Source organism: Novosphingobium sp. B-7, assembly GCF_000410615.1.
In the GTDB taxonomy this organism is placed as follows: domain Bacteria; phylum Pseudomonadota; class Alphaproteobacteria; order Sphingomonadales; family Sphingomonadaceae; genus Novosphingobium; species Novosphingobium capsulatum.
Genome location: NZ_KE148501.1, coordinates 273 through 19,320, shown reverse-complemented (window position 1 = coordinate 19,320; position 19,048 = coordinate 273). Strand labels below are relative to the sequence as shown.

Sequence of the window (19,048 nt, the reverse complement as noted above, 5' to 3'; positions counted from 1 at the left end):
CGAACGCCAGCATCGCGCCCTCGTCGGTGGGCTGGCCAGGGGTATAGCCAGCATCGCCCAAGTCGAGCACCGGCAGGGCGGAACCGAACGTCGCGGCCGCCTCTTCCAGGCTGCCCACGGCGCGCACCGGCACGTCGAGCCCGCGATGGCGCGCGGCCTGGTCCAGCACGCGGCGGCTGCCCACGGCCACGAACGGCTCCAGCTGCGCCATGCCGCGCAAGATCCACGCGGCCGCGATCAGTTCGGGGCCGATGCCGGCAGGATCACCCTGGGAGATGGCGATGGGGTTCATGGGCTTGCGCTATCGGGCTTTGCGGGTGGAGGGGAGGGGGGCTTATGGGTTTCACTTGGCCTCCACCACCCCCCGACCCCCTCCTCTAAAGAGGAGGGGGAGAGCCGGAGCCCCCTCCTCTTTAGAGGAGGGGGTTGGGGGTGGTGGGGGCAAGCACCTTAGTTATACTCAATCACCGCATCGCGGCGCAGGTCGCGCAGATAGGTCTGGGCGCGCTTGTTCACGCGGTCGTCTTCCATCTGCGACTGCATTTCTTCAAAGCTCGGGCCATCGGCCACCTTGGGATCGTCGCGGCCGCACAGCACCAGCACGCGCACGCCGTCTTCGATCGATCCGAACGGCGGGGTCGCCTCGCCGATCGAGAGCTTGAGCATCGAATCCTGCAGCGCGGCGGGCAGGTCGCGCGCCTTGACCTGGTCGTTGGTGACGACCGAGGCGCCGATGCCGGCTGCGGCCGCATCGACCTGGCCGCAGCCGTGGATGGTCTTGACGGTGGCGGCAAAGGTCGCGGCCTTGGCCGCAGCATCCTTTTCCGTGGTGCCCTTGGGGAAGCTGAGCGACATCTGCTTGAGGCTGAGCACGGCGTCGCGCGGATCGGCGGTCAGCACCTGTCGCTTGTCGATCAGATAGAGGATCGAATAGCCGCCGGGAATTTCCACCGGCCCGGCAAGCTGGCCCGGTTGCATCGACGTGGCGACATTGGCCAGATCCTGCGGCAGCTGGGCCAGGCGGATCCAGCCCAGATCGCCACCCACCGCAGCGGTGGAGGCTTCGGAATACTGCCGCGCATAGGCGACGAAGCTGCCGCCCTTCTTGAGCTGGTCAACGATCTGGTTGGCGTTGGCCATGACCTGCTGGCGGTTGGTATCATTGGCCGAAAGATAGATTTCGCCGATGCGGTATTCCTCGGTGCCCTTGGCCGCCTTGAGGCGGTCCATCATTTCGCGCACTTCGCCGTCAGACACGTTGATGAACGGCTGGACGTTGCGGCGCAGCAGGCGCTGCCACGACAGTTCGCCACGGATCTGCCGCTTGAGCGAGGCCGCCGAAGAGCCGATCGAGGTCAGGTACTTGTCGAGCGCGGCCGGGTTCTGGCCGAAGTTCTGCTGGGCCACGCGTTCGTAGGTCTGGTTGACTTCGTCATCGTCAACATCGACGCCAGCCGACTTGGCCTCTTGAATCTGCAGGGTTTCGTCGATCAGGTTGCGCAGCACCTGCAGGCGCAGGCGCTCCTGTTCCTCGGCCGAAACCTTGCCGCCGTTGGCGTTGACGATCAGCGCCAGGCGCTGGTCGATATCGGTGCCGGTGAGGATTTCACCGTTCACGATCGCGGTGGCGCGGCGCACGTTGGGATCGCTCTTGCCAAAGATCTGCACGTTGGCGGGAATGTTGAGCTGGCCCGAGGCATCGGGCGCGCCACCGGCGGTTTGCGCCTGGGCCACGCTGCCGGCCACCGGCAGGGCGGCCGTGGCGGCAAGACCCAGCGCCAGGGCGGCCCGGCCGCACCAGTGACCCATACGAATATCACGGCGCATCTGGAACTGGGGCAGCCGGGTGATGGACTTCATGGCGATCCGAACTTCCTGTCAGGCAACATGCGAATTGGGCTGCATGCGAAATGGTGCGTCGATCCCGGGCCTGCATTGCCCCGGCTTAACCCACGCTGAGTGGCGGCAAGCGGCCGGGAATGCAACGCCGGAATTGGCCGGTTAGGGGAAAACTTTGCGGGAAACGTGGCCAAAGGCGGGATTTGGCGGGCCTAATCAGCCCGCCCGCACCTGGGTCATCGCCTGCTCATAGCGGCTGTTCATCTCTTGCCCGCGATAGCGCGAATATTCGCATGCCGCGAGCGCTGCGGCGGGCGGGAAGATCACCTGGCTGTTGCGGTAATCATCGGGCATCAGCGCCAGCGCCGCCTGGTTGGGGGTGGGATAGCGGATGGTGCGGGCAATGTCGGCCCCGGCCTTGGCGCCCAGCACGAAATCGATGAAGGCATAGGCCAGATCGGGATTGGGCGCATTGCGGGGAATGCACAGCCCGTCGCTCGCGAGGATGCCGCCTTCGCGCGGCACGACGAAGGCCAAGTCGGGATCGTCGCGCATGACCTGGGCGATATCGCCATTGTATTCGATCACCAGGTCAACATCGCCTGCCAGCAGCAGATCCTGGCCATTGTCGTCATGAAACGCGGCGATATTGGGCTTTTGCTTCAGCAGCATGGCCTTGACCTGGGCGATCACCGCCGGATCGTTGGTGTTGGCCGGGTGGCCCAGGTATTTCGCGCCGATCTCGAACAGCTCGCTCGCTTCGGCGAGCAGGGCGATGCGCCCCTTGTAGCGATCGGAATCGAGCACCCATTTCCAGCTGTCGGGCACGCCATCGACCTTGGACTTGCGATAGCCGATGCCGGTAACGATCCAGGTATAGGGCACCGAGACGCGGCGGCCGGGATCGAACGGCGGGTTGAGGAACTGCGGCGCGATGTTCTTGAGATTGGGGATCCTGGCGTGGTCCAGCTCGGTCAACATGCCGGCCGCGTGCATGCGTTCGACAAAGTCGTTCGAGGGCACGATCACGTCATAGCCCTGGTTGCCGCTGCGCAGCTTGGCAAAGAGTTCGTCGTTGTTGGCAAACAGGCTGATGTTCACGCCAGCGCCAGCCGCCTTGGTGAAATCGGCCACGGTGTTTTTGCCGATGTAGGTATCCCAGGTGTAGAGATTGAGCGACCGCGCCGGCTTGCCGCGCGAACAGGCGCCCAGCGCGCCGGTAAACGACAGGCCAATGCCGGCAAGGCCAGCCTGGCGCAGGAACATGCGGCGCGAATGGACCATCTTCGTTCAATTTCCCATGCGGCGTGACGACACGGCGGGGGGATGGCGCCCGATCACGCTTTGAGCAAGAGGTGATCGCGTTCCCATGACGAGATCACCTCGTCATAGGCGGCCAGTTCGTTGAGCTTGATCTCGTAGAACGCCTTGATGAACTGCTCGCCCAACAGATCGATCACCGGCTGGCAATCGATCATCTGCTTGAGCGCGGCATCGAGATTGCGCGGCAGGGTGCGCTCCTCGTCATAGGCGTTGCGGGTCATCAGCGGCAGCGGCTCGATCTTTTCCTGAAGGCCGATATAGCCGCAGGCCAGCGTGGCGGCGATGGCGATATAGGGATTGGCATCGGCGCCGGGCAGGCGGTTTTCGATGCGCGTGCTGCGCGGGCCGCTGACGGGAATGCGCAGGCCGCAGCTGCGGTTGTCGAGGCCCCATTGCACGTTGATCGGCGCGCTGTGGGCCGGGCGGATACGGCGGAAGGAATTGACGTTGGGCGCAAACAGCGGGACGACCTGCGGCAGATAGCGTTGCAGCCCGCCGACGAACCAGCGGAATTCCGGGGTCAGCCCGCTTTCGGTGCCGAACAGGTTGTTGCCGCCCGCGTCCACCGCCGAAATGTGCAGGTGCATGGCGCTGCCCGGCTGGCTTTCCATCGGCTTGGCCATGAACGTGGCATAGACCCCGTGCTTGAGCGCGACCTGGCGCACGATGCGCTTGAAGATCACCACCTGGTCGCACAGCGCCACGGGATCGCCGTGGTTGAAGTTGATTTCCAGCTGCGCCGTGCCGCCTTCGTGGATCATGGTGTCGAGCTGGAGCGAGGCGATTTCCGAATTGTCGTAGATTTCCTCGATGATGTCTTCGTATTCGGTCACCGATTCCAGGCCATAGGGCTGGGGCGAGCTTTCCGCCCGGCCCGAGCGCCCGCGCGGCGGCTGGATCGGCAGATCGGGATCGGAATTGACCTCGGTGAGGTAGAATTCCAGTTCGGGCGCCACGACCATCTGCCAGCCCATCGCGGCATATTTGGCCAGCATGCGCTTGAGCACGTGGCGCGGCGCCACTTCAAACGCGCTGCCATCGCGGTGCAGGGCATCGGCCACGACAAAGGCTGTGGGGGTGCGAAAGCCCGGTGCCACGCAGATCGAATTGATATCGGGCAGCAGCGTCACATCGGGATCGCGATAGAGGAAATCGTCCTCGTCGGTATCGGCGTAGTCACCGGTGATGGTGACGGAAAACACCGAGGAAGGCAGGCGCAGGCTCATGTTGCCGACCGAGGCGATGAACTTGTCGGCCGGCCAGACCTTGCCGCGCACCACGCCGTTGATATCGGGGACGAGGCATTCGACCTCGCTGATGCGTTTTTCGCGGATCCATTCGGCAAATGCTTCGGTCATGGGATCACTCGCTTGGAAGAAGGGGTTCAGAGACGGTCGCGCAGGGCAAAGAAGGTCATCGCGGCGGCCATGGTCGGCCAGCGCAGCAAGGTGCCTCCGGGAAAGCGGGGCGTGGGCAGGCGGCGCACCAGATCGAGCGCGGGCGCGGGCAGTCCGGCCATGGCCGCGCCGATTTCGCCACCCAGCCACGGCGCCAGCACCACGCCAAGGCCGGAAAACCCGCTGAGCGACCATAGGCCGGGCATGACCTGCGCGGCATGGGGCAGACGATGCGGGGTAATCGACAGCGTGCCGCCCCAGGCATGGTCGATCGCCACATCGGCCAGTTGCGGAAAGACCCGCAGCATATGCGGCCGCACGAACGCGGCGATATCGGCCGGCAGCCGCCAGGAATAGCGTTCCCCGCCGCCGAACAGCAGGCGGTGATCGGGCGTGATGCGGAAGTAATAGACCACGAAGCGCGAACCCGACGCCCCCTGGCCGCCAGCGATCAGCGCAGCCGCCCGCTCTGGCCCGAGAGGCGCGGTGGTGGCGATGAAGTTGTTGATCGGCAGGACATGGGCATCGACCTCCGGTACCAGGCCCGTGGCATAGCCGCCGGTTGCCACCAGCACCTGGCCCGCGCGCACCGTGCCGCCGGGCGTGGTCACGCGCCAGGCCTGGGCCGTGCCCGGCGGGCCATCGGGCGCAATGCCGGTGCAACGGCTGTGCGGATGGATCACTGCCCCCGCCGCGCGGGCAGCGCGCGCCATGGCGAGCGCCAGCTTGAGCGGGTGGAGATGGCCGCCGGCCATATCCAGGCTGCCGCCATGATAGGCCTGGCTGCCGACCATGGCGCGAATGTCGTCACGGCCCAGCGGGGTTAGCGCGCCGTGGCCATATGCCTCTTGCAGAAAGCGCACCTCGGCATGGGTCTGCGCCACCAGGCCGGGCTTGTGATCGGCGTGGATCAGCCCGGCGCGAAAATCGCAACGGTCGGGATCGTGTTCGATCAGCCGATCAAGGTGGTCGCGCGCATGGCGGGCCATGGCCCACATTTCGCGCGCACCGTCGCTGCCGAGGTGGCGCGCCAGCCAGTGCTGGTCCTTGTTCCAGCCAAGGTGGACCTGGCCGCCATTGCGGCCCGAGGCGCCCCAGCCGACAGGCCCGCTGTCCAGCAGAACGACCGATCGCCCGGCCTCTGCCAGCCGCAATGCGGCACCCAGACCTGTGTAGCCCCCGCCGATGATGCAGGCATCGGCCTGCACATCCTGGTCCAGCGCCGTGCCGGCAAAGGCCATGGGCGCGGTGGCGGCGTAATAGGACGGCGGATAGGCCCGCACATCCTCGCCGGTTGGTCCTGCCCGCTCGATGGATCGAGGCGTCAACATTGCCTGTGGTTCTACCCCATGCGGCAAGGGGCGACAAGCGAAGCACTGGGGGTTTGGCTGCCAGGCCGGTGCATGCCATGCACCGGCCTGGCGCGTGGAATTCAGGGGGCAGCGTCAGCCAGGGTGGCGCCATCCCAGTGTTCATCGGCCTTGCCATCGACAAAGCGCCACATGTCGAACCAGGTGGTGGTATAGGTCTTGCCCGGATTCTTGGGGTCCTTGAGCGTGCGCACCATGCTCACGACCACGCGATCGCCCTCGGCCGTGACCGCGGCGACCGGGGTCGCCATGTGCGCCGGGCATGCCTTGGGCTGCACCTTGACCACCTGGGTGAAGAAATGGACCACGGTATCGCGGCCCGAGGGCACCATCGGGTTGTGCTGGTGATAGGCCGGGGTAAGGTATTGATCCGCCTTGTCCCAATGCCCGCATTCCAAAAGGTCTTTGACGATATGGAGTGCGGCCTGCTTGTTGCGGTTGAGCACTGGATCGGGGCTGGTGAACAGGCTTTCGGGATCGGGCACCGCCACCACCGCTTCCTGCGCGTGAACGGGCGTTGGCAGGCTGGCCAGGGGCACGGCGGCCAGCGGCAGGGCGAAAAGGCCGGCGGCGGTCAGGGCATGGCGTAGCATCGTTGGCTCCCTCCTTACGAAAACGGCGTTACAGCGGCAGGCCCAGCCGGGGGCCGATCCAGACCATCAGGCTGTAGAGCGCAATGGTCAGCGCGCAACCAGCCAGCAGCGCCGACCAGAACCCGGCGCCGTGGCGCAGCAGGGCCGGGATCAGCAGGAACATCGGCAGCGAGGGCAGCACATACCAGAACGTGGCCCCGGCATGGGCCGCCATGTTTTCGGCATCGGGGCGATCGTGCCACAGCCAGATCATGCCAATCACCGACACCAGGGGCAGCGACGCAATGAGCGCGCCAAAACCGGGATAGCGCTTGGCAAGGGTGGAGGCGGTGGCGATCAGCACGCCGGAAATGGCGGCCTTGAGAGCAAGCTGCAACATGGTGCGCCGGTGTTACGGCAGCCGCGCCGCGTTGCCTAGCGCTGCTTGGCCCGATGGGGTGCTGGCAGGAGGGGTGAGGATAGGTGGGTAGCTGCTGCATGCGCGATGACGGCAGCCAAGGTGCAAGTTATCAAGCTGGACCCCGGATCAAGTCCGGGGTGACGATAAGTACATATATTCTCTCGAATTCCTCGTCACCCCGGACTTTATCCGGGGTCCCGCTGCCCTGTTGGCGCTTGCCACGTCCGAAATTGAGCGATTGCCTACATACTTCGTTCGCGCAGAGGCGCTCTTAAATCTCTGCGCCTCAGCGCCTCTGCGCGAAACACTTTTTCCTATATCGTTGATAGTAATATAAATCTCTATCTACCCGCGCCGCCCAAACACCGCAATCAGCCCAGCAGTATGACCGGGGCCTTGGTGTTCCAGCTCAGCCACACGGCCTCGCCCACGGGCAGGGCGGAGACGAGCGAGCGTTCGCCGTTGGCGCGGGCCACCTTGAAGGTTGCGCCGCTGGACGTTTCCACATCGTAGAGCGTCTGGCTGCCGAGGTAGGCGGAGCGCACGATCGTGCCGGCCACCACGTTGGCCTGCGGGCAGGCATCGGGGCCGGCCGGGCGGCCTTCGCTGGCCGGGGTCATCGTGATCTTTTCCGGGCGGATGCCCGCCCACACCGGCGTATCGGGCGCGCCGGTGACGCCGTGGCTGACGAAGATCGGCACGTCGAGTTCGGGTGAAGTCACTGCGGCGTGATCCCGTTCATCGACGCTGAGGCGGCCTTCGAACATGTTGATCGTGCCGATGAAATCGGCGACGAACCGGTTGGCGGGGTATTCATAGAGATCGCCCGGCACGGCCACCTGCTGCAGGCGGCCCCGGTTCATCAGCGCGCAGCGGCTGGCCATGGCCAGCGCCTCGTCCTGATCGTGGGTGACCATCACGAACGTGACGCCGACATCGTGCTGGATCTGCGCCAGTTCGGCGCGCATCGCATCGCGCAGCTTGGCATCGAGCGCGGACAGCGGCTCGTCCAGCAGCAGCACCTTGGGCTTTTTCACCAGGGCGCGGGCGAGGGCAACGCGCTGGCGCTGGCCACCCGAGAGCTGATCGGGCTTGCGGTGGCCAAACTCGTCGAGCTTTACCAGGCGCAGCGCCTCGGCCACGCGGGCGTCGCGCTCGTCCTTGGCGACGCGATCGATCTTGAGGCCATAGGCGACGTTTTCGGCCACGGTGAGGTGCGGGAACACGGCGTAGGACTGGAACACCATGTTGACCGGGCGGCGGTTGGGCGGGGTGGTGCTCATGTCCACGCCGTCGATCAGGATGCGCCCTTCGGTCGGGGTTTCCAGGCCCGCCAGCATGCGCAGCAGCGTGGTCTTGCCACAGCCCGAGGGGCCGAGCAGCGAGAAGAATTCGCCGCGTTGGATATCGAGGCTGACATCGTCCACCGCGATGAACGAGCCGAACCGCTTGGTCACGTTCTCGAACTGGATGAGAGGCTGGGTCATGGGAAAGTCCTGTGTGAAATCAGTGGCCCTGGGCCAGGTCGCGACCCTGCAGCTTCATGCCGATGGCGGTGAGCGCGATGGTGATGAGCATCAGCACGGTCGAGGCGGCGTTGACCTCGGGCGTGACGGAGAAGCGCACCATCGAATAGATCTTGACCGGGAAGGTCACCGTGTTTGGCCCCGAGGTGAAGAAGGTGATCACGAAATCATCGAGGCTGAGCGTGAAGGCGAGTAGCCCGCCCGAGATCAGCGCCGGGCGCACATGGGGCAGCAGCACATCCCACAGCGCGCGCAATTCGCTGGCGCCCAGATCGCGTGCGGCCTCTTCCATCTCGCGGTTGAAGCTGGCGAGGCGCGCGCGGATCACCACGGCGACGAAGGGGAAGCTGAACGTGATATGGGCAATGATGATCGCGCCCAGATCGAACGGCCAGACCAGATCGCGCGGCCAGGGCACGATCTGCCCGAAGAACACCAGCATCGCCACGCCCATGCAGATTTCAGGCACCACGATCGGCAGGGTTACCGCGCCATCGAACAGGCCCTTGCCGGGAAAGCGGAAGCGCCACAGCGCGATCGCGGTGAGCGCGCCGAGCACCACGCTGAACAGCATCGAGATGAACGCGATGGTCAGTGAATTGGTAAAGGCATCGATCAGCGCGGAATCATTCCACATCGTGCCGTACCAATCGAGCGTGAAGCCCTCCCAGCGGATGGTGCGGCGGCTGTCGTTGAAGCTGAACACCACCAGGCTGGCCAGCGGCAGGTAGAGGAACAGGATCACCGCGCCCACCCACAGGCGCAGCGGCCAGCGGCGACTGTATTCGAGCGGGCCAGGCTTGCTATCGAGCGGCTTGGAGGCAGTGGCCATCAGGCGTCTCCCTGCGGGCGGGCGCGAGCGGCGCGGCGATCCTGGATCGCGCGCAGGCCCATGGCCAGGAGCGTGAGATACATCAGCATGAACGACAGCGCAGCGCCGAACGGCCAGTCGTTGGCACGCTTGAACTGCCGCTCGATCACGCTGGCGATCATCTGGCTGTCAGGCCCGCCGAGCAGATCGGGCGTGAGGTAGGAGCCGAGCGCGGGAATGAACGTGAGCATGATTGCCGAGAGGATGCCCGGCTTGGCGATCGGCACGATGACCTTGAAGATCGTGGCGATGTGCCCGGCGCCCAGATCGAGGCTGGCCTCGATCAGCGAGCGGTCCATGCGATCGAGCGTGGAATAGAGCGGCAGGATGATGAAGGGCAGGTGCACGTAGACCAGGCCGACGATCACCGCGAAGTTGGTGTGCAGCATCTCGACCGGGCCAAACCCGAACAGGCCGAACATGTCGTTGATGTAGCCCTCGGTGCGCATCACCGCCATCAGGGCATAGGTGCGCACCAGCAGGTTGGTCCAGAACGGCAGCATGATGCCCAGCAGCAGCAGGATCTTGCCGCGATCGCTGGCAAAGGTCATCGCCAGGGCATAGGGAAAGCCGATCACCAGGCACACCGCCGTGGTCACCCCGGCAAAGACCAGCGACTTGGCAAAGATCAGCAGATAGACCGGATCAAATACGCGCACGTAGTTGTCGAGCGTGCCGGTCACGGCCACTTCGGTCAGCCCCAGGGTGCGGCCAAAGCTGTAGGCCCAGATCACGCTGAGTGGTACGACGAAGAACAGGGTGATCCAGGCGGCCGGCGCGGTCAGCACGGCCCAGAAGGCGCGCCTGCTGGTGTTCGATGCGCTGCTCATCGCCGGGCGGTTCCCATGGTTCGTGGCCTCATGCGTCCTGGCCTCATCGGTGGCAATTCCCCAGTTTGCGCGGCCCCGCGAAGGGCCGCCGGGCGCCGCGGGCACACGCCAAGACGGCGCCCGAAGCGGGTGGTTGAACATGCCTGCCTGCGTGACGCCCGTTTTTGGTGTGCGTCGGGTTTATGCTATTGCGGGGTGACCCCGTTATCTGCGATCACACTTATGCGCGGGAACCGGCCCGGTCAATCGCAAATCGCTGTGGCGCGAATGTGCCCGCCCGCGCCGGCGTTCGTCAACCACCGCGCAGCACCTGGCCCAGCCGGGCAAAGAACCAGGCCGAGGCCGGGTTGCGATCGGCATCCCATTCCGGGTGCCATTGTACGGCCAGCACCTGTGCCGTGCCGACTTGCGCCGAAAAGGCCTCAACCAGCCCATCGGGTGCCACCGCTTCCACCGTCAAGCCCTGGCCCAGCGTGGCCACGGCCTGGTAATGCACGGAATTGACGGTGATCGCATCGCCCAGCGCGGTGGCCAGGATGCCGCCGGGCGTCAGGCTGACCGGGTGGGTCTGGGCAAACATCTCTTCCAGGCTGGCGCCATCGGGGGCGTGGTGCCTGACCGGCCCATCGCTGGGCAGGGTTTGCAGCGTGCCGCCGAACGCCACGTTGAGTTCCTGGAAGCCCCGGCAGATGCCGAACACCGGCTTGCCGGCGCGCAGCATGGCATCGCCCAGCGCCAGCGTGGTGGTATCGCGCGCGGGATCAAACGGACCATCGCCGGTGCTGGCGCCATAGCGCCATGGCTCCATGTTGGACGGGCTGCCGGTGAGCAGCAGGCCATCGAGCCGGCCGGCGAGCGCGGCCCAGTCGGTCAGGCCGGGCAGGGCCGGGACCAGCACCACGTCGCAATCGGCGTGGGCGGCGGGCGCGCGCAGATAGCGGTCGATCACGCCATGCACCGGTTCTGGCCCGCCGCTTCGCAGGCAGCACGATACGCCCAGCAGCGGCCGCGTCATGCCGGCAGCACCCCGAGCGAGGACAGCGTGGGCGTGGAAATGGTGACGGACTTCATGTCGGCATACTTGAACAGCGCGTGCAGGCTGCGGTCGCGGCCAAAGCCGGATTGCTTGAACCCGCCAAACGGCATGGTGATGTCGCACGCGTCCCAACCGTTGACCCAGACCAGGCCAGCGCGCAGGCGCCGGGCAAAGGCGTGGGCGATATCGATCGAGCCGGTCCACAGGCCCGAGGCAAGGCCATATTCGGTGTCGTTGGCAAGGGCGAGCGCTTCTTCGGGGGTATCGAACGGCACCACCGCCAGCACTGGGCCGAACACCTCTTCCTGGGCCAGGCTGCTGGCGTTGCTCACCGCATCGAACACGGTGGGATCGAGATAGAACCCGCCGGTTTCGCTGCGCGCGCGGCTGCCGCCCAGGCGCAGCGCGGCGCCTTCCTGCTGCGCGCGGGCGATGCGGGTGAGCACGCCTTCCAGCTGCTTTTCACTGATCACCGCGCCCAGTTGCGTCGCCGGATCGAGCGGATCGCCGGGGCGGATGGTGCGGGCCACGGCCAGTACCTTTTCGACGAATTCCGCGTGGATCGAACGCTGCACCAAAAGCCGCGATCCGGCGGTGCAGACCTGGCCCTGGTTGTAGAAGATGCCCCAGGCCGCTGCGGCTGCCGCGCGATCGAGATCGGGATAGTCGGCAAAGACGATGTGCGGGCTCTTGCCGCCCAGCTCCAGGCTGACGCGCTTCAAGTTGCTGTCGGCCGAATAGCGCATGAGCTGGCGGCCGACCGGGCCCGAGCCGGTGAACGTGATCATGTCGACATCGCGGTGCAGCGCCAGCGCGGCGCCGGCGTCCTGGCCCGTGCCGGTGACGACATTGAGCACGCCATCGGGAATGCCGGCCTCGAGCGCGAGTTCGGCAAAGCGCAGCGCGGTGAGCGAGGACAGTTCCGATGGCTTGACCACCATCGAATTGCCCATGGCGATCGCCGGCGCGATTTTCCACATGGCCATGAGCAGGGGAAAGTTCCACGGCACGATCGCGCCGATCACGCCCAGCGGATCGTGCACGGCATAGCTGAACTTGTCCGGCCCGGTGGGGCCGACCTCGCCATGGATCTTGTCGATCGCCTCGGCATAGAAGCGCAGGGTACCGAGGGCGAGCGGCACGTCGACATTGCGGGTGTCGCTGATCGGCTTGCCCGAATCGATGGTTTCGAGAACGGCGAATTCCTCGGCGGCAGCCTCCAGCTTGTCGGCCAGCGTCAGCATCAGCTTCTTGCGCTGGGCCGGCTTCATGTCGCGCCATTGCCCGCTTTCAAAGCGGCGGCGCGCAGCGGCCACGGCGCGGTCGATATCGCTGGCATCGCCCGCCGGCAGGGTGCCGATGACCTGGCCAGTGCCGGGGTTGACAGTGTCCAGCGTGGCGCCCGAAGCGGCCGCAACGCTGGCACCGCCGATCACGTGGTGGGCCGGCAGGCGGCTGGGCAGGGTGGGCGGGGCACTGGTCATCGTCTGGTTCATCCGGCTGGTGCAATGTGTGATCACTAATAGCCATTGTGGCCCGTGGTGCAAGGTCTGGCAGCCATGGCGTCTGTGTATTTCCCGGCATCGAAAGAGCGGTTGTGGGCGGAAAAGCACGTGGCAATCCGACGATCCGGGCTGGACAGCGCGGTGGGCTTTTCATATGTGATCACACCATGACACAAGAAACTGCCTCGTCCTTTGCCGCTTGGCTTGCCGCCCATCCTGAAGTGACCCGGGTGGAGGCCTTTCTCACCGACGTGAACGGCGCGCCCAAGGGTAAATGGCTGGTGCGCGACAAGGCCGTGGCCCTGGCGGCCAAGGGCCTGCCGATGCCGCTTTCGGTCTTTGCGCTCGACGCCTGGGGGTGTGATGTGGCGGGCGCAGGCCTGGCGTTTGGCACGGGTGATCCCGATGGGCTGTGCTGGCCGGTGGCCGGGCGCTGGAGCAAGGCGCCGTGGCTGGGCGAGGATAGCGCGCAGGTGTTCCTGGGCATGGTCGACAAGGATGGCGGCCCCGTGGTGGCCGATCCGCGCGGGATGTTGCAGGCCCTGCTGGCGCGCTATGCCGCGCGGGGGTTGACCCCGGTGGTGGCGACCGAACTGGAGTTCTACCTCTATCGCCTGGAAAACGGCGTGCCGGTGCCGCCCGATGGCAATCTGCGCCGCAACGACACGCTCTCGACCACGGCGCTGTCTGCCCATGCCGCACTGTTCGACGAGATCATGGCGCTGGCCCACGCCATGGGCATTCCCGCCGACGCGGTGATCAGCGAGGCGGGGCCGGGGCAATACGAACTGAACCTGCTGCACCGCGCCGATGCACTGGCCGCGGCCGACGATACCGTGCTGATGAAGCGCATCGTGCGCGCGCTGGCGGCGCACCATGGGCTGGGCGCGACGTTCATGGCCAAGCCCTATGGCGATTGTTCGGGCAGCGGCATGCATATCCATGCCAGCCTCAACGATGCAGCGGGCAAGAACGTGCTGGCCAAGCCCGAGGGTGGCCCGGCCGACATGCTGCTGCACGCAGTGGCCGGCCTCTTGGCGGCGATGCCCGAAACGATGCTGGCGTTTGCGCCCAACTACAACTCGTTCCGCCGTTTCCGGCCCGATGCCCATGCGCCGGTCTCGGCCAGCTGGGGCATCGATGACCGCTCGGCCGCGGTGCGGGTGATCGTGGGCGATGCCAAGGCCACGCGGATCGAGCATCGCATTTCCGGGGCTGACGTGAACCCACACGTGGCCATGGCGGCGATGCTGGGTGCGATGCTGCAGGGGATCGAGGACGCGGTGATGCCGCCTCCGGCGCAAGACCCGCTGCATCCCGGCGCCGGCGCGCCGCTGCCGGTGGAATGGGGCGCCGCGCAGGCTGCCTTTGCCGCCTCTGAACGCGCGGCCGGCATGTTCGGCGCGCGCTTCCGCGATATCTTCCTGGCGTGCAAGCAGCAGGACCGCGCCGCGTTCCTGGGCCAGATCGACCGGTTTGAATACGATACCTACCTGGGATTGCTGTGATGGACATGGCGGTGCCGGGCCTGCACCAGGCGGCGCCCTATGCCGGGATGCCCACCTGGTATGCCGCCAGCGTCAACCCGGCGCCGCAGCGGCCGGTATTGCAGGGCGCGCAGCGTGCCACGGTCTGCGTGATCGGGGCCGGGTTCACCGGCCTTTCGGTGGCGCTGGAGCTGGCCGAAAAGGGCATCGACGTGATCGTGCTCGAAAGCGAGCGCGTGGGCTGGGGCGCATCGGGCCGCAATGGCGGCCAGCTGATCAACGGCTATTCGCGCGGGCTTGACGTGCTGGAAGCGCGGCACGGGCCAGACGTGGCGCGCGCATTGGGCGCAGTGGCGCTGGAAGGCGCCGCGATCATCCGCGACCGCGTCGCGCGCTATGGCATTGCCTGCGATCTGGTCGATGGCGGGCTGGGCGTGGCGCTGAATGCAAAGCAGATGCGCGCGCTGGAGGACGAGCAGCGGGTCTGGGCCGCGCATGGCCATGCCGGGATCACCGTGCTCGACCGCGAGGCCCTGCGCGCCCATGTCCAGAGCGATCGCTATGTCGGCGGCATTCTCGATCCGCTGCGGGGGCATTTCCATTCGCTCAACTACCTGTTGGGCGAAGCCACCGCGTTCGAGCAGCTGGGCGGCCGTCTGTTCGAACACAGCCGCGTGATCCAGGTGGACGACAGCGGCCCGCGCCCGCGCGTGGTCACCGCGCAAGGCGAAGTGATCGCGGATACTCTGGTGGTGTGCGGCAATGCCTATCTCGGCAAGACGCTGCCCTGGCTATCGGGGCAGATCATGCCGGTGTCGAGCCAGGTGGTGACGACCGAGCCGCTGGGCGAGCTGGCCGCGCAGCTCTTGCCCAGCAATGCCTGCGTGGAGGATGCCAACTACATCCTCGACTATTTCCGCCGCACGGCCGACGGGCGCCTGCTCTATGGCGGCGGCATCGTCTATGGCGGGCAGGACCCTGCCAGCGTGGAAGCCAAGATCCGCCCCGGCCTGATCAAGACCTTTCCGCAGCTGCGCGATGTGAAGCTGGAGTTCGCGTGGAGCGGCACCTTTGCCATGACGCTGAGCCGCATGCCGCAGATCGGCCGGCTTTCGCCCAAGGTGTTCTATTCGCATGGTGACAGCGGCCACGGCGTGACGACCACGCAATTGCTGGGCCGCCTGCTGGGCGAGGCGATCGCCGGGCAGCATGAGCGCTTTGACGTGTTTGCCGACCTGCCGCACCCGCCGTTTCCCGGCGGGCAGCGCTTTCGTGCGCCGCTCTCCACCCTGGGATCGCTGTGGTACACGCTGCGCGATCGGCTGGGGGTGTGAGCCGCGCATATGGCCGGCGTTGCGCCTGAATTGATGCCTGAATCGATGGCTGAATCGATGGACCTTTGCGGGTCGATCGTGCACAATCGCCTGGTTGGTGGCGGTCCTGTCCGGCCGAGCGCCTTCGATCCCACGTTACGATCCCGCTGCCACTCCGTGGCCGGGATATCCGCGATCAACACCTGAAGGACGGTCGATAATGCGTCGTATCCCCCTGTTCGTTTCTGCCCTGGTGGGCCTGGCCGCAGCCGTGACGGCGCCTGTGGCCCATGCCCAGAATGCCGCTGCCGGGGCCGCCGTGTTCAAGCAGCAGTGCCAGATGTGCCATGTCAACACCGCCGGCGCTAAGGGCTTTGCCGCGCCCAACCTGTGGGGCGTGGTCGGACGCCAGGCCGGTTCCACCGCGTTTGCCTATTCCACCGCGCTCAAGAATTCGGGCAAGACCTGGGATCCCAAGACGCTCGACACCTTCCTGACCGCGCCGGGCAAGCTGGTGCCGGGCACTCGCATGGTCGTGGCCATTCCCGATGCCAAGAAGCGCGCTGACGTCATCGCCTATCTCAAGACCCTGCACTGATGCCCGCGATGGCGTAAGATGCGCCCCATCATCGTCACCCCGGGCTTGACCCGGGGTCCCGCTGCCCTTTGGGGCTGGATGAGCAAAAAGCGGGATCCCGGGTCAAGTCCGGGATGACGACGAGGGAGCAAACGCCAGACCACGCCCATTAGACCGGAGCACCGCATATGCCCGTTTCGCTGACAATCGATGGCAAGCAACGCACCCTGGCCGTGGCGGGAGACATGCCGCTGCTGTGGGCGTTGCGCGATATCGCCGGGGTGACCGGCGTGAAGTTCGGTTGCGGGGCGGGCCTGTGCGGCGCGTGCAGCGTGCTGGTGGACGGGCAGCGCCTGTTTGCCTGCCAGACACCGGTGGCCGATGTGGCCGGCAAGGCCGTGACCACGATCGAGGGACTGACTGGACAGCCGCTGGGCCAGGCCCTGGCGGCCGCCTGGGAAGAGCTGGACGTGGTGCAGTGCGGCTATTGCCAGCCCGGGCAGATCGTGGCCGCCGCCGCGCTGCTCAAGGCCAATCCCAAGCCCGACGATGCCGCCATCGATGAAGGGATGAGCGGCAATATCTGCCGCTGTGGCACCTATAACCGCATCCGCGCCGCGATCCACCGCGCCGCTGATACGATCAAGGCCTGAGGGGGGAAGACCGATGACCACGCCCATCGCCACCCCGTCACGCCGCGCGTTCCTGGCTGGATCGGCCGTGCTGGCCAGCGCCCTGGTGGTGCCGCTGCACCGCGCGTTGAGCAGCGTTCCCGCCGCCCAGCTGGCGGCCAATGGCTATCTTGCGGTGCTGCCTGATGGCGCCGTGTCTCTTGCCCTGCCCAAGACCGAAATGGGCCAGGGCATCATGACCGCGCTGACCATGCTGGTGGCCGAGGAATTGGGCCTGGCGCCCAGCGCGGTGAAGGTGTCGATCCCGCCGGCCGACCGCGCTCGCTTTGCGCCGATCGATACGACCACAGGCGGCTCCACCTCTATCCGCGAGCTGTGGAAGCCGCTGCGCCAGGCCGCTGCCAATGCGCGCGCCGCGCTGGTGGATGCAGCGGCGCGGCAGTGGAAAGTCATGCCCGATTGCCTGACCCTGGCCGATGGCGCGGTGGTGAACCCGGCATCGGGCAAGCGGCTGGGCTTTGCCGCGCTGGTGGCCGATGCCGCCGCACATGTGCCCACCGATGCCACCCCGACGCCGCGATCGGCGTGGAAAGTGATTGGCAAGGATACCCGCCGGCTCGATTCGGCGGACAAGGTGCGCGGCACCGTGCAGTTCGGCATCGATGTGAAAGTGCCGGGCATGAAGATTGCCACGCTGGCGCAATCACCGGTGTTCGGCGGCAAGCTGGCCAGCCATAACGCCGCAGCGGCCAAGGCCGTGCCCGGCGTGGCAGACGTGATCGCGCTGGATGACTGCCTGTTCGTGACGGCCGACAGCCTGTGGACGGCCAAGAAGGGGCTGGAAGCGGCCGCGCCGACGTGGAACGAGGGCGCCAATGCCGGGCTGGACCAGGCCCAGGTCATGGCCGCGCTCGATGCCGCCGTGGCCAAGCCGGGCGTGACGGCCAAGGCCGAGGGCGATCTGGCCCAAGCCCGGGCCGGCGCCGCCAAGACCGTGGAAGCGCTCTATCACCAGCCGTTCCTGGCCCATGCCACGATGGAGCCGGGCAATTGCACCGCCCATGTCACGCCGCAGGGCGTCCAGGTGTGGACCGGAACGCAAGTGCCCAGCGATTGCCGCGCGGCTGCTGCCCGCGTGCTGGGCCTGGGCGAAGACAAGGTCCAGGTGCACAACTTCCTGATGGGCGGCGGCTTTGGCCGGCGGCTGGAAACCGATATGGTGGAGCGCGCGGTTAGCCTGGCGGCCAAGGTGCCCTATCCGGTCAAGCTGGTGTGGACGCGCGAGGAGGATATCCAGCACGACATGGTGCGCCCGGCCTATGCCGATCGCATCAGCGCCAGCCTGGACCAGGCGGGCAAGGTCACCGCATGGGAGCATCGCATTGCCGGATCGGCGGTGATGGCGCGCTTTCTCGGCGACAAGTTCAACGGGGTGGATGATGACGCCGTGGATGGCGCGATCGCCCCGCTCTACCCGGCCAAGGCGCGGCTGGTTACGTTCAAACAGGTGGAAAGCGCCATGCCCACCGGCTGGTGGCGTGGCGTGGGCGGCCTGCGCAATACCTTCGTGATCGAAAGCTTTGCCGACGAATTGGCGCTGGCCGCCGGACAAGACCCGCTGGCCTGGCGCCTGGCGCAGATCACCGATCCACGGGCGCGGGCGGTGCTGCAAAAGGCGGCGGCCGAGGCCGGCTGGGGCAAGGCGCTGCCCAAGGGCGAAGGGCTGGGCCTGGCCGTGCTGCACATTTGGGACACCTGCCTGGCGGCGGTGGCCCATGTGAAGGTCGACGCGCAAAAGCAGATTCTGGTGCCGCAGGTGACCGTGGCGGTGGATTGCGGCCCGGCGATCAATCCCCTGGGCGTGAAGGCGCAGATCGAAGGCGGGGTGACCTTTGCCCTGTCGGCCGCGCTCTATGGCGGGGTGACGCTGGAGAAGGGCCGCATTGCGCAGTCCAACTACAACGACGTGCGCCCGCTGCGCATGAACGAGGCACCGCGCGTGATCACCCACGTGATGCCGACGGACAACGCGCCAGGGGGCATGGGCGAGCCGCCCGCGGCGGTGATCGCCCCGGCGGTGGCCAACGCGCTGTTTGCCGCCACGGGCAAGCGGGTGCGGCAGGTGCCGTTGCAGGCGGGGTTCGAGGCGGCCTGAGCCGACAGGCTTGCGTGGGGCCCCGGATCAAGTCCGGGGCGACGAAAAGGGTATTGGGCTATTCATCGTCACCCCGGACTTGATCCGGGGTCCCGCTTTCTCTGCTTTACCATCCCCCGCCGAGCGCCAGGAACAGGTTGACCTGGTCGTTGGCGAGTTCGGCGCGGGAATTGAGCACGGCGGCTTCGGCACCG

16 protein-coding genes and 1 pseudogene are annotated in these 19,048 nt (G+C 66.6%); 5 read left to right on the top strand and 12 right to left on the bottom strand.

Annotated features, from left to right (window positions below; all coding sequences use genetic code 11):
* The 12 genes and pseudogenes from pdxA to H926_RS0122400 all read right to left on the bottom strand — a co-directional run.
* Nucleotides 1-292 (bottom strand): annotated as a pseudogene (gene pdxA, locus H926_RS33885) (4-hydroxythreonine-4-phosphate dehydrogenase); the annotation flags it as partial.
* A 158-nt stretch (nucleotides 293-450) separates the two neighbouring features.
* Complete coding sequence (locus H926_RS0122450) at nucleotides 451-1,809, bottom strand: peptidylprolyl isomerase (RefSeq protein ID WP_043611039.1); 1,359 nt, start codon at nucleotides 1,807-1,809, stop codon at nucleotides 451-453.
* A 246-nt stretch (nucleotides 1,810-2,055) separates the two neighbouring features.
* Entirely contained in the window at nucleotides 2,056-3,123 is a 1,068-nt protein-coding gene (locus H926_RS0122445) for a spermidine/putrescine ABC transporter substrate-binding protein (protein ID WP_022678251.1), read from the bottom strand.
* Nucleotides 3,124-3,176: 53 nt separating this feature from the next.
* Nucleotides 3,177-4,520 carry a glutamine synthetase family protein gene (locus tag H926_RS0122440; RefSeq protein WP_022678250.1) on the bottom strand — a complete coding sequence of 448 codons (1,344 nt, stop codon included), beginning with the start codon at nucleotides 4,518-4,520 and terminating at the stop codon, nucleotides 3,177-3,179.
* 26 nt (nucleotides 4,521-4,546) lie between these two features.
* Complete coding sequence (locus H926_RS0122435) at nucleotides 4,547-5,890, bottom strand: FAD-binding oxidoreductase (RefSeq protein WP_043611026.1); 1,344 nt, start codon at nucleotides 5,888-5,890, stop codon at nucleotides 4,547-4,549.
* Between the two features lie 101 nt (nucleotides 5,891-5,991).
* Nucleotides 5,992-6,522, bottom strand: coding sequence for a nuclear transport factor 2 family protein (locus H926_RS0122430; protein WP_022678248.1), 531 nt, complete (start codon nucleotides 6,520-6,522; stop codon nucleotides 5,992-5,994).
* A gap of 28 nt (nucleotides 6,523-6,550) precedes the next feature.
* Nucleotides 6,551-6,901 carry a DUF3147 family protein gene (locus H926_RS0122425; RefSeq protein WP_022678247.1) on the bottom strand — a complete coding sequence of 117 codons (351 nt, stop codon included), beginning with the start codon at nucleotides 6,899-6,901 and terminating at the stop codon, nucleotides 6,551-6,553.
* 392 nt (nucleotides 6,902-7,293) lie between these two features.
* A complete protein-coding gene (locus H926_RS0122420; protein ID WP_022678246.1) occupies nucleotides 7,294-8,409 on the bottom strand; it encodes an ABC transporter ATP-binding protein in 1,116 nt (371 codons plus the stop codon).
* A gap of 19 nt (nucleotides 8,410-8,428) precedes the next feature.
* Complete coding sequence (locus H926_RS0122415; RefSeq protein ID WP_022678245.1) at nucleotides 8,429-9,280, bottom strand: ABC transporter permease; 852 nt, start codon at nucleotides 9,278-9,280, stop codon at nucleotides 8,429-8,431.
* On the bottom strand, nucleotides 9,280-10,149 hold the full coding sequence (locus H926_RS0122410; RefSeq protein ID WP_028658376.1) for an ABC transporter permease: 870 nt from the start codon (nucleotides 10,147-10,149) through the stop codon (nucleotides 9,280-9,282). The genes H926_RS0122415 and H926_RS0122410 overlap by 1 nt, the downstream gene beginning before the upstream one ends.
* A gap of 292 nt (nucleotides 10,150-10,441) precedes the next feature.
* Nucleotides 10,442-11,164 (bottom strand): gamma-glutamyl-gamma-aminobutyrate hydrolase family protein, encoded by a 723-nt coding sequence (locus H926_RS0122405; RefSeq protein ID WP_022678242.1) that lies wholly within the window; start codon nucleotides 11,162-11,164, stop codon nucleotides 10,442-10,444.
* The gene (locus H926_RS0122400) at nucleotides 11,161-12,669 is read right to left on the bottom strand and encodes an aldehyde dehydrogenase (protein ID WP_028658375.1); all 1,509 of its coding nucleotides are present in this window, start codon (nucleotides 12,667-12,669) and stop codon (nucleotides 11,161-11,163) included. Before H926_RS0122400 ends, H926_RS0122405 begins: the two co-directional genes overlap by 4 nt.
* 188 nt (nucleotides 12,670-12,857) lie before the next feature.
* Between H926_RS0122400 and H926_RS0122395 the strand changes: the two genes are divergently transcribed.
* The 5 genes from H926_RS0122395 to H926_RS0122375 all read left to right on the top strand — a co-directional run bounded on the left by H926_RS0122395 (nucleotide 12,858) and on the right by H926_RS0122375 (nucleotide 18,854).
* Nucleotides 12,858-14,198, top strand: a complete 1,341-nt coding sequence (locus H926_RS0122395) for a glutamine synthetase family protein (RefSeq protein ID WP_022678240.1) — start codon at nucleotides 12,858-12,860, stop codon at nucleotides 14,196-14,198.
* Nucleotides 14,198-15,511, top strand: a complete 1,314-nt coding sequence (locus tag H926_RS0122390; RefSeq protein ID WP_022678239.1) for an FAD-binding oxidoreductase — start codon at nucleotides 14,198-14,200, stop codon at nucleotides 15,509-15,511. Before H926_RS0122395 ends, H926_RS0122390 begins: the two co-directional genes overlap by 1 nt.
* 199 nt (nucleotides 15,512-15,710) lie before the next feature.
* Complete coding sequence (locus tag H926_RS0122385; protein WP_022678238.1) at nucleotides 15,711-16,088, top strand: cytochrome c family protein; 378 nt, start codon at nucleotides 15,711-15,713, stop codon at nucleotides 16,086-16,088.
* Between the two features lie 167 nt (nucleotides 16,089-16,255).
* On the top strand, nucleotides 16,256-16,720 hold the full coding sequence (locus H926_RS0122380) for a (2Fe-2S)-binding protein (protein WP_022678237.1): 465 nt from the start codon (nucleotides 16,256-16,258) through the stop codon (nucleotides 16,718-16,720).
* A 13-nt stretch (nucleotides 16,721-16,733) separates the two neighbouring features.
* Nucleotides 16,734-18,854 carry a molybdopterin cofactor-binding domain-containing protein gene (locus H926_RS0122375; protein WP_022678236.1) on the top strand — a complete coding sequence of 707 codons (2,121 nt, stop codon included), beginning with the start codon at nucleotides 16,734-16,736 and terminating at the stop codon, nucleotides 18,852-18,854.
* Nucleotides 18,855-19,048: the final 194 nt, after the last annotated feature.